Raw genomic sequence first — 15,237 nt, forward strand, 5'->3', positions numbered from 1 at the left:
GGTGATCTCAAATCACCCCTCGCCCCGTTCGCGCCGGATCTTATCCCAATAGTCCAGACGCTTGCGGATCTCGCGCTCGAAGCCGCGCTCCACCGGTTCGTAGAACTGGCGCCGGCCAAGGGCATCCGGGAAGTAGTTCTGGCCGGAGAAGCCGTCCGGCTCGTCGTGATCGTAGCGATAGCCTTGGCCGTAGCTTTCGGCCTGCATCAGCTTGGTCGGCGCGTTGAGGATGATCTTGGGCGGCATCAGCGATCCCGCCTCCTTGGCGAGGCGCATGGCCGCCTTGTAGGCATTGTAGGCCGCGTTCGATTTCGGCGCCGTCGCCACATAGATCACCGCCTGGGCGATGGCGAGTTCTCCCTCCGGGCTGCCGAGGAAGTCATAGGCGTCCTTGGCAGCGTTGGCGACCACCAGGGCCTGCGGATCGGCGAGGCCGATATCCTCCACCGCCATGCGCACCACCCGCCGCGCGATAAACAGCGGATCCTCGCCGGCGTCGAACATCCGGGCGAGATAATAGAGCGCTGCGTCGGGATCGGAGCCGCGCACCGATTTGTGCAAGGCCGAGATCAGGTTGTAATGCCCGTCGGCCGACTTGTCGTAGATCGGCGCACGGCGCTGCAGCACCTGCTGCAGCTTGGCCGCGGTGAAGACCTCACCGGGCTTTGCCGCACGCCAGGCCTCCTCGGCCAGCGTCAGGCTGGCGCGGCCATCGCCATCGGCCATGCGCACCAGCGCCGCCCTCGCCTCATCGTCAACAGGCAGCTTCCTGCCCTCGACTTCCTCGGCATGATCGAGAAGACGCAGGATCGCCATGTCGTCCAGTGCATTGAACACCATGACGCGGGCGCGTGACAACAAGGCCGCGTTGAGCTCGAAAGACGGATTCTCCGTGGTCGCGCCGATCAGCGTCACGGTGCCGTCTTCCATCACCGGCAGAAAGCCATCCTGCTGCGCCCGGTTGAAGCGATGGATCTCGTCGACGAAAAGCAGCGTGCCGCGCCCCATCATGCGCCGCGAGCGCGCCGCCTCGAACACCTTCTTCAGATCGGCGACCCCGGTGAAAATCGCGGAAATCTGCTCGAAGGCGAGATCCGTTTCACCGGCCAGCAGGCGCGCCACCGTGGTCTTGCCGGTACCGGGCGGGCCCCAGAAGATCAGGCTGCCGACAGAGCCCGACGCCAGCAGCCGCGTCAGCGCTCCCTCGGGACCGACGAGATGATCCTGCCCGGCCACTTCGGAGAGGTGCTTGGGGCGCATCCTGTCGGCGAGCGGCCGTGGCGCCTCCTTCTCCAGACCCGCAGCGGAAAACAGATCCGACATCATCCCCCCAGGATCGTCGAAATTTGCTGGCCATCCCTGACGATGGTGATGCGCCACAGCCGGCGCGGTTCCTGCACCAAGGCGTCCAATGCCTTGGCATCATCGACCTTCTGGCCGTTGATGACCTGGATCACGTCCTTCTTCTGAAAGCCGAAATTGGCGGCGGCGCTATCGTCTTCGACATTGGTGATCACCACGCCATTGGTATCGAGCGGCATGCCGAGGGTTTCGGCTGTGGCCGGCGAGAGATTGGCGACCGTGGCACCGCTGAGCGGCGAGCGTCCCTGCAGCACCGTCTCGTCGCGCGGCGTGCTCTCGGGGGCGGCCGCAAGCTTGACCGAAACCTTCAGGCGCTCGCCCTTGCGCAACACCTCGAGCTGGGCTTCCCCCCCCAGGGGCTTGGTGGCGAAGCGATAGCCGAATTCGTCGGGGTCGGAGACCGCCACCCCGTCGACGGCCAGTACCACATCACCCGTCTGTAGCCCACCTGCAGCCGCCGGCCCGTTCTTGGCGACCTCGGTCACCAGGGCACCAGCCGGCCGTTCCATCGACAGCGACTCGGCGATCTCGGACGAAACGTTCTGCATGCTGGCGCCGATCCAAGGGCGCAGGACCCGATCGGAACCGGCCTGGGCCGAAGCAACCACCACCTTGACCATGGCAGCGGGAATCGCAAAGCCGATACCGATATTACCGCCCGAACGCGAGACGATCGCAGTGTTGATGCCGACCAGCCTGCCGTTGAGATCGACCAAAGCGCCGCCGGAATTGCCCGGATTGATGGCTGCGTCGGTCTGGATGAAGGATTGGAAGTCGGACTGGCCGACCTGGCTGCGCGCCAGCGCCGACACGATGCCGGAGGTCACCGTCTGCCCGACGCCGAAGGGGTCGCCGACGGCCAGCACGAGATCACCCACCTGCACCTTGTCGGAATCGGCGAAATCAAGCGTGGCGAGATCAGCCTTCACGCCCTTGAGGCGGAGCACGGCAAGGTCGGCGCGCTGGTCCTTGAGAATGATATCGGCATCGAATTCCCGCTTGTCGGACAGGGCGACACGGACTTGCGTGGCATTGGCGATCACGTGGTAATTGGTGACGATCATGCCATCCTTGGCGACGATCACGCCCGAGCCGAGCGAGCGCTCCACCCGCTCGCGCGGCGCCGCTCCGCCGCCGAAGAACTGGCGGAAGAAGGGATCGTTGAACATCGGATTGGCCTGCGCCTTCTCGACATGCTGGGCATAGACGTTGACCACCGCGGCAGTCACGCTCTTGACCACTGGGGCAAATGACAGCTTCACCTGCGCCGCGCTTTCGGGAACTACGCTTTCCTGAGCCTGCGCCGGCACAAGGCCGGCTAAGAGCACGAATGCGGCATAGGACAGTCGACGCATGGATGAACTCCGAGTGGGACAGTTTGATCGGTTTCGCAGATCCTTCTGAACCAGATCATGCGCAAAGCCAATGGTGCAAATGTGGTGATTGTCGCCTCAGATCACAGGTCTGACGCTAGATCTCCACGGCGTTTCAAAACGAAAAAGGGCGGTGCTTGCGCACCGCCCTTCAAATCTTGGATCCTAGATCGAAAGATCAGGCTGCTTCGGCCTGCTCATTGGCAACCGGGCCGGAGTCCTGGCCCTTTGCCGAGACGTCACGATCGACGAACTCGATCACGCCGATCGGCGCGGAATCGCCATGGCGGAAGCCGGCCTTCAGCACGCGGGTGTAGCCACCCTGACGGTCCTTGTAGCGGGTCGCCAGCACGTCGAAGAGCTTCTTGACGATGGTCTCGTCCTGAAGCGTCGCAATGGCCTGGCGGCGGGCATGCAGGTCGCCACGCTTGCCGAGCGTGACCAGCTTCTCGACGATCGGACGCAGGTCCTTGGCCTTGGGAAGCGTGGTGACGATCTGCTCATGCTTGATGAGCGAGGCGGCCATGTTCTCGAACATCGCCTTGCGGTGTTCGGCGGTACGATTGAATTTGCGGTGAGCCTTGCCGTGACGCATTGCCCTGTTCCTTCAAGTTTGGCAGCGCGATGCGCCAGATCAATAATGTTCTTCGAAGCGCTTGGCGAGCTCTTCGATGTTTTCCGGCGGCCAGCCGGGCACTTCCATGCCCAGATGAAGACCCATCTGAGCCAGCACTTCCTTGATCTCGTTCAAGGACTTGCGGCCGAAGTTCGGCGTACGGAGCATTTCGGCTTCCGTCTTCTGGATCAGATCGCCGATATAGACGATATTGTCGTTCTTCAGGCAGTTTGCCGAACGGACCGACAGTTCCAGCTCGTCCACCTTCTTGAGCAGCGCCGGGTTGAAGGCGAGTTCCGGAATGGCCGGGGCCTCGGATTCCTTCTTCGGCTCCTCGAAGTTGACGAAGACTTCGAGCTGATCCTGGATGATGCGGGCCGCATAGGCGAGCGCGTCTTCCGGGGTGATCGCACCGTTGGTCTCGACCGTCAGCGTCAGCTTGTCGTAGTCGAGGATCTGGCCTTCACGGGTGTTCTCCACCTTGAAAGCCACCTTCTTCACCGGCGAATAGAGGCTGTCGACCGGGATGAGACCGATCGGAGCATCTTCAGGCCGATTGCGGTCAGCCGCAACGTAGCCCTTGCCGGTGTTGATGGTGAATTCCATGCGGATCTCCGCACCCTCGTCCAGCGTGCACAGCACGTGCTCGGGATTGAGGATCTGGATGTCGCCGGTGGTCTGGATATCCCCAGCGAAGACCTGACCCGGACCCTGCTTCTTCAGCACGATCCGCTTGGGTCCCTCGGCCGCCATCTTGACGGCGATCTCCTTGATGTTGAGGACGATATCGGTCACGTCCTCACGCACGCCGGGGATCGACGAGAACTCGTGCAACACGCCATCGATATGCACCGAGGTCACGGCCGCGCCCTGCAGGGACGACAGCAAGACACGGCGCAGCGCATTACCCAAAGTCACGCCAAAGCCACGCTCCAGCGGCTCGGCAACGGCAGTTGCCTGGCTCTTCGGATCTTCTCCCGGAGTCACTTCGAGCTTTTGGGGCTTGATAAGTTCCTGCCAGTTCTTCTGAATCACGACGACACCCTTCAATCGGTCTCGGTGCGGCCAATAAGCCCGGCACGCTCGAATAGCGGCCGGGCCATCTCAAATCGCGAAATTAGACGCGACGACGCTTGCGCGGGCGGCAACCATTATGCGGAATTGGCGTCACGTCGCGGATCGACGTGATCGTGAAGCCCGACGCCTGCAAGGCGCGCAGAGCCGATTCACGACCCGAACCCGGACCAGAAACTTCAACTTCCAACGTGCGCATGCCATGCTCGCTGGCCTTACGGCCGGCATCTTCGGCGGCCATCTGCGCAGCATAGGGGGTCGACTTACGCGAGCCCTTGAAACCCATCGTTCCCGAGGAGGACCAGGCAATCGTGTTGCCTTGGGCGTCGGTGATGGTGATCATGGTGTTGTTGAAGCTCGAATTGACGTGAGCAACGCCAGAAACGATATTCTTGCGTTCGCGACGGCGAACGCGACCAGCGGCTTCTTTTGCCATAGTATGGATCCTTCAAGCGCGCCCGTTGTACCAGGCGCTCGGGATTGAATAAAAACTTACTTCTTCTTGCCGGCGATCGGCTTTGCCTTGCCCTTGCGGGTACGGGCATTGGTATGGGTGCGCTGGCCACGAACCGGCAGGCTGCGGCGATGACGCAGACCGCGATAGCAGCCCAGATCCATCAGACGCTTGATGTTCATCGCGACGTCACGACGAAGATCACCTTCCACGATGTAATCGCGGTCGATCGCCTCACGGATCTGCAGGACCTCCTGGTCCGACAGCTGGTGGACACGGCGCTCAGGCGCGATGCCGACCTTGGCAACGATCTCCTTGGCCTTGGCGGAGCCAATGCCGTGGATATATTGCAGCGCGATCTCGACGCGCTTGGCGGTGGGAATGTTGACACCAGCGATGCGGGCCAATTTCCGGTCTCCAAATCTTTGATCCGGCGTGAGGCCGAATATCAGTTCAATCATCGCCGGCGAACCGGCAGCGCAAAAACGAGCCGTTCGCTCTAACCGAGCGATCGACCCGCGCGTCTTTGACGTGAGAGCCGTCTTCTAGAGATTCTCTGCGAAGACGTCAACTCGTAAAGACAAACTTCATGCATATCGCCTCACGGCGTATGCGAAACGGCGAATCAGACCGAGACCGCCGACAGGGTAGCGTCGATCTCGCGAGTGACCTCGTCGATCGACTTCATCGCATCGACCGGACGAAGATCGCCGCTCTTGCGATAATAGTCAGACAGCGGTGCCGTCTGGGCACGATAAGCTTCAAGACGGGTCTTGAAAGCTTCCGCATTGTCGTCCGGGCGTACCTTCTCGCCGCGAGCGACCGTCTCGGCGGCCCGCTTTTCGATACGCGACAGCAGCACCGACTCGTCGACCACGAACTCGATCACGGCATCGAGACGCAAACCCTTCTCCGCCAACATCTTGTCGAGGGCCGAAGCCTGCGCCACGGTGCGCGGGAAACCATCGAGGATGAAGCCATTGGCTGCATCCTTCTCCTCGATGCGGTCGGCGACGATGCCGACGACGATGTCATCCGACACCAGTCCGCCGGAATCCATGACGGCCTTGGCCTTCAGCCCAACCGGCGTACCGGCCTGTACGGCCGCACGCAGCATGTCACCCGTCGAAAGCTGCGGAATGCCATGCTTTTCCGACAGTCTGACGGCCTGGGTTCCCTTGCCCGCCCCCGGCGGACCCAGCAGAATGAGCTTCATCAGCGACGGCTCCCCTTCAGCTTGGTCTTGCGTACCAGCCCTTCATACTGATGGGCAAGTAGATGGCCATGAATCTGGGCCAGCGTGTCCATCGAAACACTCACCGTAATGAGCAGCGAGGTACCGCCCAGCACGAAGGGAATCGAGGGGACCAGGTAATTCTGGATCTCCGGCACCATGCAGACCAGCGCAATATAGATCGCGCCGACCACGGTGATACGCGTGAGCACATAGTCGATGAACTTGGCGGTGTTCTCGCCCGGACGGATGCCGGGAATGAAGCCGCCGTGCTTCTTGAGATTGTCGGCCGTCTCGGTCGGGTTGAACACGATGGCCGTATAGAAGAAGCAGAAGAACACGATCAGCAGTGCGTACAGCACCATGAACAGCGGCTTGCCGTGATTGAGATAGATCGAGACATTCGCCAACCAGGAGTTGGGATTGCCCTGTGCCACGAAAGCGGCAGCCGTGGTCGGCAGCAGCAACAGCGACGAAGCGAAGATCGGCGGGATCACGCCCGACGTATTCAGCTTCAGCGGCAGATGCGAGGACTGGCCTTCATAGAGACGATTGCCGACCTGGCGTTTGGGATATTGGATCAGCAGGCGACGCTGTGCCCGCTCGAAGAACACGATGGCCAGCACCACGGCAACGGCGACGACGATCGACATCAGCAGCGTGACCGGCGACATGCCGCCCGTGCGCGCCAGATCGAGCATCTGACCAAGATGAGCCGGGAACTCGGCGACGATGCCGGCCTGGATGATCAGGGACGTACCGTTGCCGATGCCGCGCGAGGTGATCTGCTCGCCGAGCCACAGCAGGAACATGGTGCCGCCGACCAGCGTGATGGTGGTCGAGATCTTGAAGAACAGCCCGGGCGCGAGCACGATGCCCCCCTGCCCGCCTTCCAGACCGATGGCAATGCCCCAGGCCTGCGCCGTCGCCAGCACCACCGTGAGGTAGCGCGTGTACTGGTTCATGATCTTGCGGCCGGCCTCGCCCTCTTTCTTGAGGGCCTCGAGCTGCGGCACGACAGTGGTCAGCAGCTGGATGATGATCGAGGCGGAAATGTAGGGCATGATCGCGAGCGCGAAGATCGCCATACGCGAAACGGCGCCGCCCGAGAACATGTTGAAGAGGCCGAGAATACCACCGGCCTGACCGTCGAAGGCAGACTTATAGGCATCGGGGTTGATGCCGGGCAGCGGGATATAGGTACCCAGCCGGTAGATGACCAACGCGCCAAGCGTAAACCAGATACGCTTCTTGAGTTCGTCAGCCTTGGAGAACGAACTCCAATTGATGCTCGCAGCAAGCTGCTCGGCCGCCGATGCCATGTGGTGCTCCGCCGTGTCGAAAGCGCGCCAAAAAAGGTGCGGCCCGCCAGACGAGGCGGGCCGCTTTCATATAGGATCAGGCTTCCGCCTTTGCCACAGCCTTCAGCACCTTGACCGAGCCGCCAGCCTTCTCGACCGCAGCCACGGCGCCCTTGGTCGCACCGGCGACTTCGAAGGCGAGCTTGGCCTTGATCTCGCCGCGGCCCAGCAGGCGCACGCCGTCGAGAACACGACGGATCACGCCAGCCTGCACCAGAGCCTCGGCGGTGACCGGGGCCTTGGCGTCGAGCTTGCCGGCGTCGACGGCGACCTGGATACGGTCGAGGTTCACCTCGGCGAAGTCCAGGGCAAAGATGTTGTTGAAGCCACGCTTGGGCAGGCGGCGATGCAGCGGCATCTGACCACCTTCGAAGCCCTTGATGGCGACACCGGTGCGCGAGGTCTGACCCTTGACGCCACGGCCGCCGGTCTTGCCCTTGCCAGAGCCGATACCGCGTCCGACGCGCATACGGGCCTTGGTCGCGCCTTCATTGTCGCGAAGATCGTTGAGTTTCATCGTCGCGTCTCCTTACTCGGCCTCGACCACGCGGACGAGGTGGCCGAGCTTGGCGATCATGCCACGCACGGCCGGCGTATCTTCCAGCGTGCTCTTGCGGCGGATCTTGTTAAGGCCCAGGCCGACGAGGGTCGCGCGCTGGTCCGAGGTGCGGCGGATCGGGCTACCGATCTGCTCGACCGTAACGGTCTTGGTCTTAGCCATCGCTCATCCCTCTCCGATCAGTCCGTCGACTCGGCGTCGATACCCTGACGCCGGTTCTGGATCTGCGACACCTTGAGGCTGCGACGAGCTGCGACCGAACGCGGGCTGTCCTCATGCTTCAGGGCGTCGAAAGTGGCACGCACCAGGTTGTAGGGGTTGGACGACCCCAGCGACTTGGCGACGACGTCATGCATGCCGAGCGATTCGAACACAGCGCGCATCGGGCCGCCGGCGATGATGCCGGTACCGGCCGGTGCAGCGCGCAGAATGACCTTGCCGGCGCCATGACGACCATTGACGTCATGATGCAGGGTACGGCCTTCGCGCAGCGACACACGCACCAGACCACGCTTGGCCTGGTCGGTCGCCTTGCGGATGGCTTCCGGCACTTCGCGAGCCTTGCCATGGCCGAAGCCGACGCGGCCCTTCTGGTCACCAACGACGACGAGCGCCGCAAAACCGAAGCGCTTGCCGCCCTTCACCACCTTGGCAACGCGGTTAATGTGGACTAGGCGGTCCACGAACTCGCTGTCGCGCTCTTCGCGCTGACGATCACGTTCACGTTCACGAGCCATAGAATCCGTTCCTTAGAAGTTGAGGCCGCTTTCGCGGGCCGCATCGGCGAGCGCTTTGACACGCCCGTGGAAGATGTAGCCGCCGCGATCGAAAAAGACGTCCTTGACGCCCTTGGCAACCGCACGCTCACCGAGGAGCTTGCCGATTACCTTCGCGGCCTCGATGTCGGCACCCGTCTTCAAGCTGCCGCGCAGATCCTTTTCAAGCGTCGATGCGGAAACCAGCGTGCTGCCGTTTGCATCGTCGATGACCTGTGCGTAGATGTGCTTGGAAGAGCGGAAAACCGAGAGGCGCGGCCGTCCGTTCGCCACCGAGCGCAGCTGCCGGCGGACACGCGCCTTGCGGCGCTCAAGAGCTTGCCTTGCATTTGCCATTGATTGGCTCCGTTACTTCTTCTTGCCTTCCTTGCGGAAGATGAATTCGCCAGCATACTTGACACCCTTGCCCTTATAGGGCTCGGGGCCGCGATATTCGCGGATCTCAGCCGCGACCTGGCCGACCTTCTGCTTGTCGATACCCGACACGACGATTTCCGTCGGCTTGGGCGTCACCACGGTGATGCCTTCCGGAATCTGATAGTCGACGTCATGCGAATAGCCGAGCGACAGCTTGACGACCTTGCCAGCAACGGCGGCCTTGTAGCCGACGCCGTTGATCTCAAGACGCTTCTCGAAGCCCTGAGTCACGCCCACCAGGATGTTCGACACCATGGTGCGGGACATGCCCCACTGGGAGCGAGCGAGCTTAGAATCGTCCTTCGGGTCGACCTTGAATGCACCGTCCTTGAACTCAACCGAGATGAGGTCGGGAACGGTGAAGCTGAGTTCGCCCTTCGGGCCCTTGGCCTTGACGGTCTGACCATCCAGGCTGGGAGTGACGCCGGCGGGAACGGCAACCGGCTTCTTACCGATACGAGACATACTATTTCTCCTCCGGCTCAGAATACGGTGCAGATCACTTCGCCACCGACATTGGATTCACGGGCCTGATGATCGGCCATGACACCACGCGGGGTCGAAACGATGGACACGCCCAGTCCGTTGGCGACGCGCGGAATGTCCTTGACGGACACGTAGACGCGGCGGCCGGGCTTGGAGACGCGGGCGATCTCACGGATCACCGGTGCGCCATCATAATACTTCAACTCGATCTCGAATTCGCTGCGGCCGTTGCCGAAATCGGTAACGGTGTAGTTGCGGATATAGCCTTCCGCCTGCAGCACATCGAGAACGCGAGCGCGCTGGCCGGAACCGGGCGTCGAAACGCTGGTCTTGCGGCGCATCTGCGCGTTACGGATACGGGTCAGCATATCGCCGACAGGATCATTGATCGCCATGACGATATCTCCTCACCAGCTCGACTTCACGAGGCCGGGAACCAGCCCCTTGGAACCGAGTTCGCGCAAAGCAATACGCGACATCTTCAGCTTACGGTAAACGGCGCGCGGACGGCCGGTCACTTCGCAACGGTTGCGCACGCGTTCCTTGGCGGAGTTGCGCGGCAATTCCGAGAGCTTCAGACGAGCGGTGAAGCGCTCTTCCATCGACAACGATTCATCATTGGCGATGGCCTTCAAGCGGGAGCGACGGCCAGCGTACTGCTTGGCAAGCTTCTCGCGGCGCTTGTTCTTCTCAATCGAACTTTTCTTAGCCATGTAGGTCTCCAACGTTCCGCGTTTGAGGGCGGATCAACCGCCTCACTGCCGGAAGGGGAAGTTCATCAACTTCAGAAGCGCACGCGCCTCGTCATCGCTCTTGGCCGTGGTGCAGACGACGATGTCCATACCCCAAACCTGATCGACCTTGTCGTAGTTGATCTCGGGGAACACGATGTGTTCCTTGAAGCCCATGGCATAGTTGCCACGGCCATCGAAGCTCTTCGGGTTGAGGCCACGGAAGTCGCGAACGCGCGGCAGCGCGATCGTCACCAGGCGATCGAAGAACTCATACATGCGGGTCTTGCGAAGGGTCACCTTCGCGCCGATCGGCATGTTCTCACGCACCTTGAACTGCGAGATCGCCTTGCGAGCCCGCGTGATCACCGGCTTCTGCCCCGCGATCAAAGCGAGGTCGGCGGCCGCAACGGTGACCTTCTTGGTATCGGCGGTGGCTTCGCCCACGCCCATGTTCAGCACGATCTTGGAGATCGTGGGAACTTCCATCGGGTTCTTATAGCCGAACTGCTTGATCAGCTCAGGACGAACCACATCATTGTAATAGGCCTTCAGACGCGGCGAATAGGCATCGCCATTCGCGGTCTCGGCTGCGGCTGGGGACTTAGCCATCGATCTGCTCTCCCGAACGCTTGGCGACGCGAACCTTCTTGCCGCCATCGAGAACCTTGAAACCAACGCGAGTTGGCTTGCCATCCTTGGGATCGGCAATGGCAACATTCGACAGGTGGATCGGCGCTTCCTTCGAAATCACGCCGCCTTCCTGGTTCGCAGTCTGACGCTGATGGCGACGGACGACGTTCACGCCGCGGATGATCGCACGGTTCTCTTCCGGGAAAACCTGGATCACTTCACCGACACGGCCCTTGGAACGGCCGGTCATGACGACGACCTTGTCGCCCTTCTTGATCTTAGCGGCCATGTTACAACACCTCCGGGGCCAGAGAGATGATCTTCATGTGGTTCTTGGCGCGCAGCTCGCGCGGAACCGGCCCGAAGATGCGGGTGCCGATCGGCTCTTTCTGATTGTTGATCAGCACGGCCGCATTGCGGTCGAAACGAATCACGGAGCCATCGGGACGACGGATGTCCTTGGCCGTACGTACGACCACGGCCTTCATCACATCACCCTTCTTGACGCGCCCGCGCGGAATGGCTTCCTTGATCGACACCACGATGATGTCGCCGACGGAGGCATATTTCCGCTTCGAGCCGCCCAAAACCTTGATGCACATCACGCGTCGGGCACCTGAATTGTCCGCGACGTCGAGATTCGATTGCATCTGAATCATGACGTACCCTCTTATTCTTCGCAGGCTGGTATCCGCTCACGGCGGACCCGGCCCAACCTCGGGTTTGGCGGCAGGATCGCAACCCAACCGCCGTGAAGTTCTCCACCTGCTCGGCTTTGAACCCACTTCGCCAACCTCACGGCCGGCAAATCATTTCACAAGCACGAAAGCGCGGCCAAGGCGGTGGAGACCTCCACCCCTTTCGCCAACGCTCCAGGAAAGCCGGTCTTCTAGCGATTCCTTCGTCCAACCACAAGCACAAAGCCGGCTTCCGCCGGCTTTTATTTTCACCGTGGTGGTGCGAAGGCGCAGAAAACGCCTCCCTGCCCTGCCTGACGATCAGGCCTTGGCTGCTTCCGCCGCCTGGTCGACGACGACCCAGCGCTTCAGCTTGGACATCGGGCGACCTTCTTCGATCCACACGATATCACCGACCTTGTGGCCGTTGCCCTCGTCATGAGCATGGTAATTCTTGGTGCGACGCACCGTCTTCTTCAGCAGCGGATGGGTGAAGCGACGCTCCACCTTCACCACAATCGTCTTATCGTTCTTGTCAGAGACGACGACGCCTTGCAGGACGCGCTTGGGCATAAACTATCTCCTCAAGCCTTGGCTTTGGTCGCGGCCTTCTGGCTCTGAACCGTCTTGATCTTGGCGATGGTGCGACGGACTTTGCGCACTTCTGCCGTGTTTTCGAGCTGACCGGTGGCCTTCTGGAAGCGCATGTTGAACTGCGACTTCTTCTGCTTGGCGAGTTCATCGGCAAGCTGGTCGTCGGACAGCACCCTGATGTCAGTGGTCTTCATGGTGTTTTCCTCACTCGGCGATGCGCTGGACGAAGCGGGTCTTGATCGGCAGCTTGGCGGCAGCGAGCGTCAGGGCGGAGCGAGCGATTTCCTCGCTCACGCCGTCCAGTTCGAACATGATGCGACCCGGCTTGACGCGGGCCACCCAATGATCGGGAGCACCCTTGCCTTTACCCATGCGCACCTCAGCCGGCTTCGCCGAAACCGGCACGTCCGGGAACATGCGGATCCACACGCGACCCTGACGCTTCATTTCGCGCGTGATCGCACGACGAGCGGCTTCGATCTGACGCGCGGTGATACGTTCGGGCTCAAGAGCCTTCAGGCCGAACTGGCCGAAGTTCAGGAGCGCGCCCGAGGAGGCCACACCGTGAATGCGGCCCTTGAACTGCTTACGGAATTTAGTGCGCTTGGGTTGCAACATGGTTCTATTCTCTCAGATCCCCGCAGCCGCTCAAGCAGCTTCGTGACGGGGGCGCGAAGACGAACGGCCGGTGTCGGCCTCCGCCAGGCGCTTGTCCTGGGCCATCGGATCATGCTCGAGGATTTCACCCTTGAAGATCCAGACCTTGATGCCGCACGTACCGAAGGTGGTGAACGCCGTCGCCGTGCCGTAATCGACATCGGCCCGCAGCGTATGCAGCGGCACGCGACCTTCGCGGTACCACTCCAGACGCGCGATTTCGGCGCCGCCCAGACGGCCCGAGCAATTGATACGAATGCCCTCGGCGCCCAGACGCATAGCCGACTGAACGGCACGCTTCATGGCACGACGGAAGGCAACGCGACGCTCGAGCTGCTGCGCGATGGAGTCGGCAACCAGGGTCGCATCCACTTCCGGCTTGCGCACTTCAACGATGTTGATGTGCACTTCCGAGGTGGTGAGCTTCGACACGGCCTTCTTCAGCTTGTCGATGTCAGCGCCCTTCTTGCCGATCACGATGCCCGGACGAGCCGAGTAGATCGTGACGCGGCACTTGCGGTGCGGACGCTCGATGACGATGCGCGACACCGCAGCCTGCTTCAGGAGCTTCATCAGCGCCTGGCGGATCGCAATATCTTCGTGCAGCAGCTTGCCATATTCGCCCTTGTTGGCGAACCAGCGGGAATCCCAGGTCCGGTTGATGCCCAGACGCAGGCCGATCGGATTAACTTTCTGTCCCATCGCTTGCTCCTTACGCCTTGGCTTCGACCTGGCGGACAACGACCGTCAGGTTGGAGAAGGGCTTCTCGATGCGCCCTGCCCGGCCACGGGCACGAGCGTGGAAACGCTTGATGACGAAGGCCTTGCCGACATAGGCTTCGGAGACGATCAGATCGTCTACGTCGAGGCCATGATTGTTCTCGGCATTGGCGATGGCGCTCTGCAGCGTCTTCTTCACGTCGGTGGCGATACGCTTGCGCGAGAAGGTCAGGTCGGCCAGAGCCGAGTCCACCTTCTTGCCGCGGATCAGCGACGCGACGAGATTGAGCTTCTGCGGCGAAACGCGCAGCATGCGCGCAACCGCCTTCGCCTCGTTGTCAGGCAGGGCCCGTTCGGACTTCGGCTTGCCCATCGTTTACTTCCTCTTCGACTTCTTGTCCGCCGCGTGACCATAGAAGGTCCGGGTCGGAGCAAATTCGCCGAGCTTCATGCCAACCATGTCTTCGGTCACCTGAACCGGAACATGCTTTTGGCCGTTGTAGACGCCAAAAGTCACGCCGATGAAGTGCGGCAGAATGGTGGAGCGGCGGCTCCAGGTCTTGATGACTTCGCTACGGCCGGAGCCGCGCGCGGCATCCGCCTTTTTCAGGAGGTACCCGTCAACAAACGGGCCTTTCCAGACTGAGCGGGACACGTGTGGTCTCCTTACTTCTTCTTAGCGTGACGGGACGAGACGATGAACTTGTTCGTCGCCTTGTTCGAACGCGTCTTCTTGCCCTTGGTCGGCTTGCCCCAAGGCGTGACGGGGTGACGACCACCGGAGGTACGGCCTTCGCCGCCACCATGGGGATGGTCGATCGGGTTCATGGCAACGCCGCGGACGGACGGCTTGATGCCGAGCCAACGCGAACGACCCGCCTTACCGAGCGAGATGTTCATGTGGTCCGGGTTCGACACCGCACCCACCGTGGCAAAGCAGCTCGACAGAACCAGGCGCTGCTCGCCCGAGTTCAGGCGCAGGATGACATAGGCGCCATCGCGGCCGGCGATCTGGGCATAGCTGCCGGCGGAACGAGCCACCGAGCCACCACGGCCGAGCTTGAGCTCGACATTGTGGACGATGGTGCCGACCGGCATCGCAGACATCGGCATGGCATTGCCAGGCTTCACGTCAGCCGAAGCAGCCGCGATCACCTTGTCGCCGACAGCCAGACGCTGCGGAGCCAGGATGTAGGCCTTCTCGCCATCGGTATAGTCGATGAGCGCAATGAAGGCCGTACGGTTGGGATCATACTCGATCCGCTCGACCGTACCCTCGACATCAAGCTTACGGCGCTTGAAATCGATGATGCGGTAGGCGCGCTTGTGCCCGCCCGACTTGCGGAACGAGGTGATGCGGCCCGTATTGTTGCGGCCACCCGACTTGGTCAGGCCTTCGGTCAAGGTCTTGACCGGTGCGCCCTTGTAGAGGGCGGAACGGTCGACCAGCACGAGTTGGCGCAGGCCCGGCGTAACCGGCTTGTATTTCCTGAGAGCCATTGGTCTCTCTCCC

Annotated in this window: 25 protein-coding genes; all 25 read right to left on the bottom strand. The window is 61.7% G+C overall.

Features of this window, described 5'->3' with window-relative positions; translation table 11 throughout:
- Positions 1–12: 12 nt before the first annotated feature.
- Complete coding sequence (locus ACR9ZN_RS13510; protein WP_434959655.1) at positions 13–1,323, bottom strand: replication-associated recombination protein A; 1,311 nt, start codon at positions 1,321–1,323, stop codon at positions 13–15.
- Positions 1,323–2,717, bottom strand: coding sequence for a Do family serine endopeptidase (locus ACR9ZN_RS13515; protein ID WP_441773415.1), 1,395 nt, complete (start codon positions 2,715–2,717; stop codon positions 1,323–1,325). Before ACR9ZN_RS13515 ends, ACR9ZN_RS13510 begins: the two co-directional genes overlap by 1 nt.
- 196 nt (positions 2,718–2,913) lie before the next feature.
- Positions 2,914–3,330, bottom strand: coding sequence for a 50S ribosomal protein L17 (gene rplQ / locus ACR9ZN_RS13520; RefSeq protein ID WP_434956960.1), 417 nt, complete (start codon positions 3,328–3,330; stop codon positions 2,914–2,916).
- A 39-nt stretch (positions 3,331–3,369) separates the two neighbouring features.
- Complete coding sequence (locus ACR9ZN_RS13525) at positions 3,370–4,401, bottom strand: DNA-directed RNA polymerase subunit alpha (protein WP_434956961.1); 1,032 nt, start codon at positions 4,399–4,401, stop codon at positions 3,370–3,372.
- Positions 4,402–4,468: 67 nt separating this feature from the next.
- On the bottom strand, positions 4,469–4,861 hold the full coding sequence (gene rpsK, locus ACR9ZN_RS13530; protein WP_068292125.1) for a 30S ribosomal protein S11: 393 nt from the start codon (positions 4,859–4,861) through the stop codon (positions 4,469–4,471).
- Positions 4,862–4,917: 56 nt separating this feature from the next.
- Positions 4,918–5,286 carry a 30S ribosomal protein S13 gene (gene rpsM / locus ACR9ZN_RS13535; RefSeq protein ID WP_434956962.1) on the bottom strand — a complete coding sequence of 123 codons (369 nt, stop codon included), beginning with the start codon at positions 5,284–5,286 and terminating at the stop codon, positions 4,918–4,920.
- Between the two features lie 218 nt (positions 5,287–5,504).
- Entirely contained in the window at positions 5,505–6,095 is a 591-nt protein-coding gene (locus ACR9ZN_RS13540; protein ID WP_434956963.1) for an adenylate kinase, read from the bottom strand.
- On the bottom strand, positions 6,095–7,435 hold the full coding sequence (gene secY, locus ACR9ZN_RS13545; protein WP_434956964.1) for a preprotein translocase subunit SecY: 1,341 nt from the start codon (positions 7,433–7,435) through the stop codon (positions 6,095–6,097). The genes ACR9ZN_RS13540 and secY overlap by 1 nt, the downstream gene beginning before the upstream one ends.
- A 76-nt stretch (positions 7,436–7,511) precedes the next feature.
- Positions 7,512–7,991: a 50S ribosomal protein L15 gene (gene rplO, locus ACR9ZN_RS13550; protein WP_434956965.1), complete on the bottom strand. Its 480-nt coding sequence runs from the start codon at positions 7,989–7,991 to the stop codon at positions 7,512–7,514.
- Between the two features lie 12 nt (positions 7,992–8,003).
- Complete coding sequence (gene rpmD, locus ACR9ZN_RS13555) at positions 8,004–8,195, bottom strand: 50S ribosomal protein L30 (RefSeq protein ID WP_068292106.1); 192 nt, start codon at positions 8,193–8,195, stop codon at positions 8,004–8,006.
- A gap of 17 nt (positions 8,196–8,212) precedes the next feature.
- Positions 8,213–8,770 (bottom strand): 30S ribosomal protein S5, encoded by a 558-nt coding sequence (rpsE, locus tag ACR9ZN_RS13560; RefSeq protein ID WP_434956966.1) that lies wholly within the window; start codon positions 8,768–8,770, stop codon positions 8,213–8,215.
- Positions 8,771–8,782: 12 nt separating this feature from the next.
- The gene (gene rplR / locus ACR9ZN_RS13565) at positions 8,783–9,145 is read right to left on the bottom strand and encodes a 50S ribosomal protein L18 (RefSeq protein ID WP_434956967.1); all 363 of its coding nucleotides are present in this window, start codon (positions 9,143–9,145) and stop codon (positions 8,783–8,785) included.
- A gap of 12 nt (positions 9,146–9,157) precedes the next feature.
- A complete protein-coding gene (gene rplF / locus ACR9ZN_RS13570; RefSeq protein WP_481272442.1) occupies positions 9,158–9,691 on the bottom strand; it encodes a 50S ribosomal protein L6 in 534 nt (177 codons plus the stop codon).
- A gap of 17 nt (positions 9,692–9,708) precedes the next feature.
- A complete protein-coding gene (gene rpsH, locus ACR9ZN_RS13575) occupies positions 9,709–10,107 on the bottom strand; it encodes a 30S ribosomal protein S8 (protein ID WP_068292097.1) in 399 nt (132 codons plus the stop codon).
- A gap of 12 nt (positions 10,108–10,119) precedes the next feature.
- Positions 10,120–10,425, bottom strand: coding sequence for a 30S ribosomal protein S14 (gene rpsN, locus ACR9ZN_RS13580; protein WP_068292095.1), 306 nt, complete (start codon positions 10,423–10,425; stop codon positions 10,120–10,122).
- A 42-nt stretch (positions 10,426–10,467) separates the two neighbouring features.
- Positions 10,468–11,055 carry a 50S ribosomal protein L5 gene (gene rplE, locus ACR9ZN_RS13585; protein ID WP_149254719.1) on the bottom strand — a complete coding sequence of 196 codons (588 nt, stop codon included), beginning with the start codon at positions 11,053–11,055 and terminating at the stop codon, positions 10,468–10,470.
- Positions 11,048–11,365, bottom strand: coding sequence for a 50S ribosomal protein L24 (rplX, locus tag ACR9ZN_RS13590; protein ID WP_481272443.1), 318 nt, complete (start codon positions 11,363–11,365; stop codon positions 11,048–11,050). Before rplX ends, rplE begins: the two co-directional genes overlap by 8 nt.
- A gap of 1 nt (position 11,366) precedes the next feature.
- On the bottom strand, positions 11,367–11,735 hold the full coding sequence (gene rplN / locus ACR9ZN_RS13595; RefSeq protein WP_149254717.1) for a 50S ribosomal protein L14: 369 nt from the start codon (positions 11,733–11,735) through the stop codon (positions 11,367–11,369).
- A 339-nt stretch (positions 11,736–12,074) separates the two neighbouring features.
- Positions 12,075–12,326 carry a 30S ribosomal protein S17 gene (gene rpsQ, locus ACR9ZN_RS13600; protein ID WP_149254716.1) on the bottom strand — a complete coding sequence of 84 codons (252 nt, stop codon included), beginning with the start codon at positions 12,324–12,326 and terminating at the stop codon, positions 12,075–12,077.
- 11 nt (positions 12,327–12,337) lie between these two features.
- Positions 12,338–12,541 (bottom strand): 50S ribosomal protein L29, encoded by a 204-nt coding sequence (gene rpmC / locus ACR9ZN_RS13605; RefSeq protein WP_149254715.1) that lies wholly within the window; start codon positions 12,539–12,541, stop codon positions 12,338–12,340.
- 10 nt (positions 12,542–12,551) lie between these two features.
- Positions 12,552–12,965: a 50S ribosomal protein L16 gene (gene rplP, locus ACR9ZN_RS13610; RefSeq protein ID WP_149254714.1), complete on the bottom strand. Its 414-nt coding sequence runs from the start codon at positions 12,963–12,965 to the stop codon at positions 12,552–12,554.
- A 30-nt stretch (positions 12,966–12,995) separates the two neighbouring features.
- Positions 12,996–13,706 carry a 30S ribosomal protein S3 gene (gene rpsC / locus ACR9ZN_RS13615; protein WP_149254713.1) on the bottom strand — a complete coding sequence of 237 codons (711 nt, stop codon included), beginning with the start codon at positions 13,704–13,706 and terminating at the stop codon, positions 12,996–12,998.
- Positions 13,707–13,716: 10 nt separating this feature from the next.
- Positions 13,717–14,097, bottom strand: coding sequence for a 50S ribosomal protein L22 (gene rplV / locus ACR9ZN_RS13620; protein WP_068292065.1), 381 nt, complete (start codon positions 14,095–14,097; stop codon positions 13,717–13,719).
- Between the two features lie 3 nt (positions 14,098–14,100).
- Positions 14,101–14,379 carry a 30S ribosomal protein S19 gene (rpsS, locus tag ACR9ZN_RS13625; RefSeq protein ID WP_068292063.1) on the bottom strand — a complete coding sequence of 93 codons (279 nt, stop codon included), beginning with the start codon at positions 14,377–14,379 and terminating at the stop codon, positions 14,101–14,103.
- A gap of 11 nt (positions 14,380–14,390) precedes the next feature.
- Positions 14,391–15,224 carry a 50S ribosomal protein L2 gene (gene rplB, locus ACR9ZN_RS13630; RefSeq protein ID WP_149254712.1) on the bottom strand — a complete coding sequence of 278 codons (834 nt, stop codon included), beginning with the start codon at positions 15,222–15,224 and terminating at the stop codon, positions 14,391–14,393.
- Between the last annotated feature and the right edge of the window lie 13 nt (positions 15,225–15,237).

The sequence above is a fragment of the Labrys sp. HAY1-8F genome, assembly GCF_056754975.1.

What these genes read in the sequence shown, in the direction of transcription:
- rpmC (WP_149254715.1), bottom strand. Translation starts at nt 12,541, where the DNA reads ATGAAGACCACTGACATCAGGGTGCTGTCCGACGACCAGCTTGCCGAT.
- rpsQ (WP_149254716.1), bottom strand. Translation starts at nt 12,326, where the DNA reads ATGCCCAAGCGCGTCCTGCAAGGCGTCGTCGTCTCTGACAAGAACGAT.
- rplV (WP_068292065.1), bottom strand. Translation starts at nt 14,097, where the DNA reads ATGGGCAAGCCGAAGTCCGAACGGGCCCTGCCTGACAACGAGGCGAAG.
- rpsE (WP_434956966.1), bottom strand. Translation starts at nt 8,770, where the DNA reads ATGGCTCGTGAACGTGAACGTGATCGTCAGCGCGAAGAGCGCGACAGC.
- rplE (WP_149254719.1), bottom strand. Translation starts at nt 11,055, where the DNA reads ATGGCTAAGTCCCCAGCCGCAGCCGAGACCGCGAATGGCGATGCCTAT.
- rplF (WP_481272442.1), bottom strand. Translation starts at nt 9,691, where the DNA reads ATGTCTCGTATCGGTAAGAAGCCGGTTGCCGTTCCCGCCGGCGTCACT.
- secY (WP_434956964.1), bottom strand. Translation starts at nt 7,435, where the DNA reads ATGGCATCGGCGGCCGAGCAGCTTGCTGCGAGCATCAATTGGAGTTCG.
- rplO (WP_434956965.1), bottom strand. Translation starts at nt 7,991, where the DNA reads ATGAAACTCAACGATCTTCGCGACAATGAAGGCGCGACCAAGGCCCGT.
- rplQ (WP_434956960.1), bottom strand. Translation starts at nt 3,330, where the DNA reads ATGCGTCACGGCAAGGCTCACCGCAAATTCAATCGTACCGCCGAACAC.
- rplR (WP_434956967.1), bottom strand. Translation starts at nt 9,145, where the DNA reads ATGGCAAATGCAAGGCAAGCTCTTGAGCGCCGCAAGGCGCGTGTCCGC.
- rplP (WP_149254714.1), bottom strand. Translation starts at nt 12,965, where the DNA reads ATGTTGCAACCCAAGCGCACTAAATTCCGTAAGCAGTTCAAGGGCCGC.
- rpsH (WP_068292097.1), bottom strand. Translation starts at nt 10,107, where the DNA reads ATGGCGATCAATGATCCTGTCGGCGATATGCTGACCCGTATCCGTAAC.
- rplX (WP_481272443.1), bottom strand. Translation starts at nt 11,365, where the DNA reads ATGGCCGCTAAGATCAAGAAGGGCGACAAGGTCGTCGTCATGACCGGC.
- rplB (WP_149254712.1), bottom strand. Translation starts at nt 15,224, where the DNA reads ATGGCTCTCAGGAAATACAAGCCGGTTACGCCGGGCCTGCGCCAACTC.
- rpsC (WP_149254713.1), bottom strand. Translation starts at nt 13,706, where the DNA reads ATGGGACAGAAAGTTAATCCGATCGGCCTGCGTCTGGGCATCAACCGG.
- ACR9ZN_RS13510 (WP_434959655.1), bottom strand. Translation starts at nt 1,323, where the DNA reads ATGTCGGATCTGTTTTCCGCTGCGGGTCTGGAGAAGGAGGCGCCACGG.
- rpsN (WP_068292095.1), bottom strand. Translation starts at nt 10,425, where the DNA reads ATGGCTAAGAAAAGTTCGATTGAGAAGAACAAGCGCCGCGAGAAGCTT.
- rplN (WP_149254717.1), bottom strand. Translation starts at nt 11,735, where the DNA reads ATGATTCAGATGCAATCGAATCTCGACGTCGCGGACAATTCAGGTGCC.
- rpmD (WP_068292106.1), bottom strand. Translation starts at nt 8,195, where the DNA reads ATGGCTAAGACCAAGACCGTTACGGTCGAGCAGATCGGTAGCCCGATC.
- ACR9ZN_RS13540 (WP_434956963.1), bottom strand. Translation starts at nt 6,095, where the DNA reads ATGAAGCTCATTCTGCTGGGTCCGCCGGGGGCGGGCAAGGGAACCCAG.
- rpsK (WP_068292125.1), bottom strand. Translation starts at nt 4,861, where the DNA reads ATGGCAAAAGAAGCCGCTGGTCGCGTTCGCCGTCGCGAACGCAAGAAT.
- ACR9ZN_RS13515 (WP_441773415.1), bottom strand. Translation starts at nt 2,717, where the DNA reads ATGCGTCGACTGTCCTATGCCGCATTCGTGCTCTTAGCCGGCCTTGTG.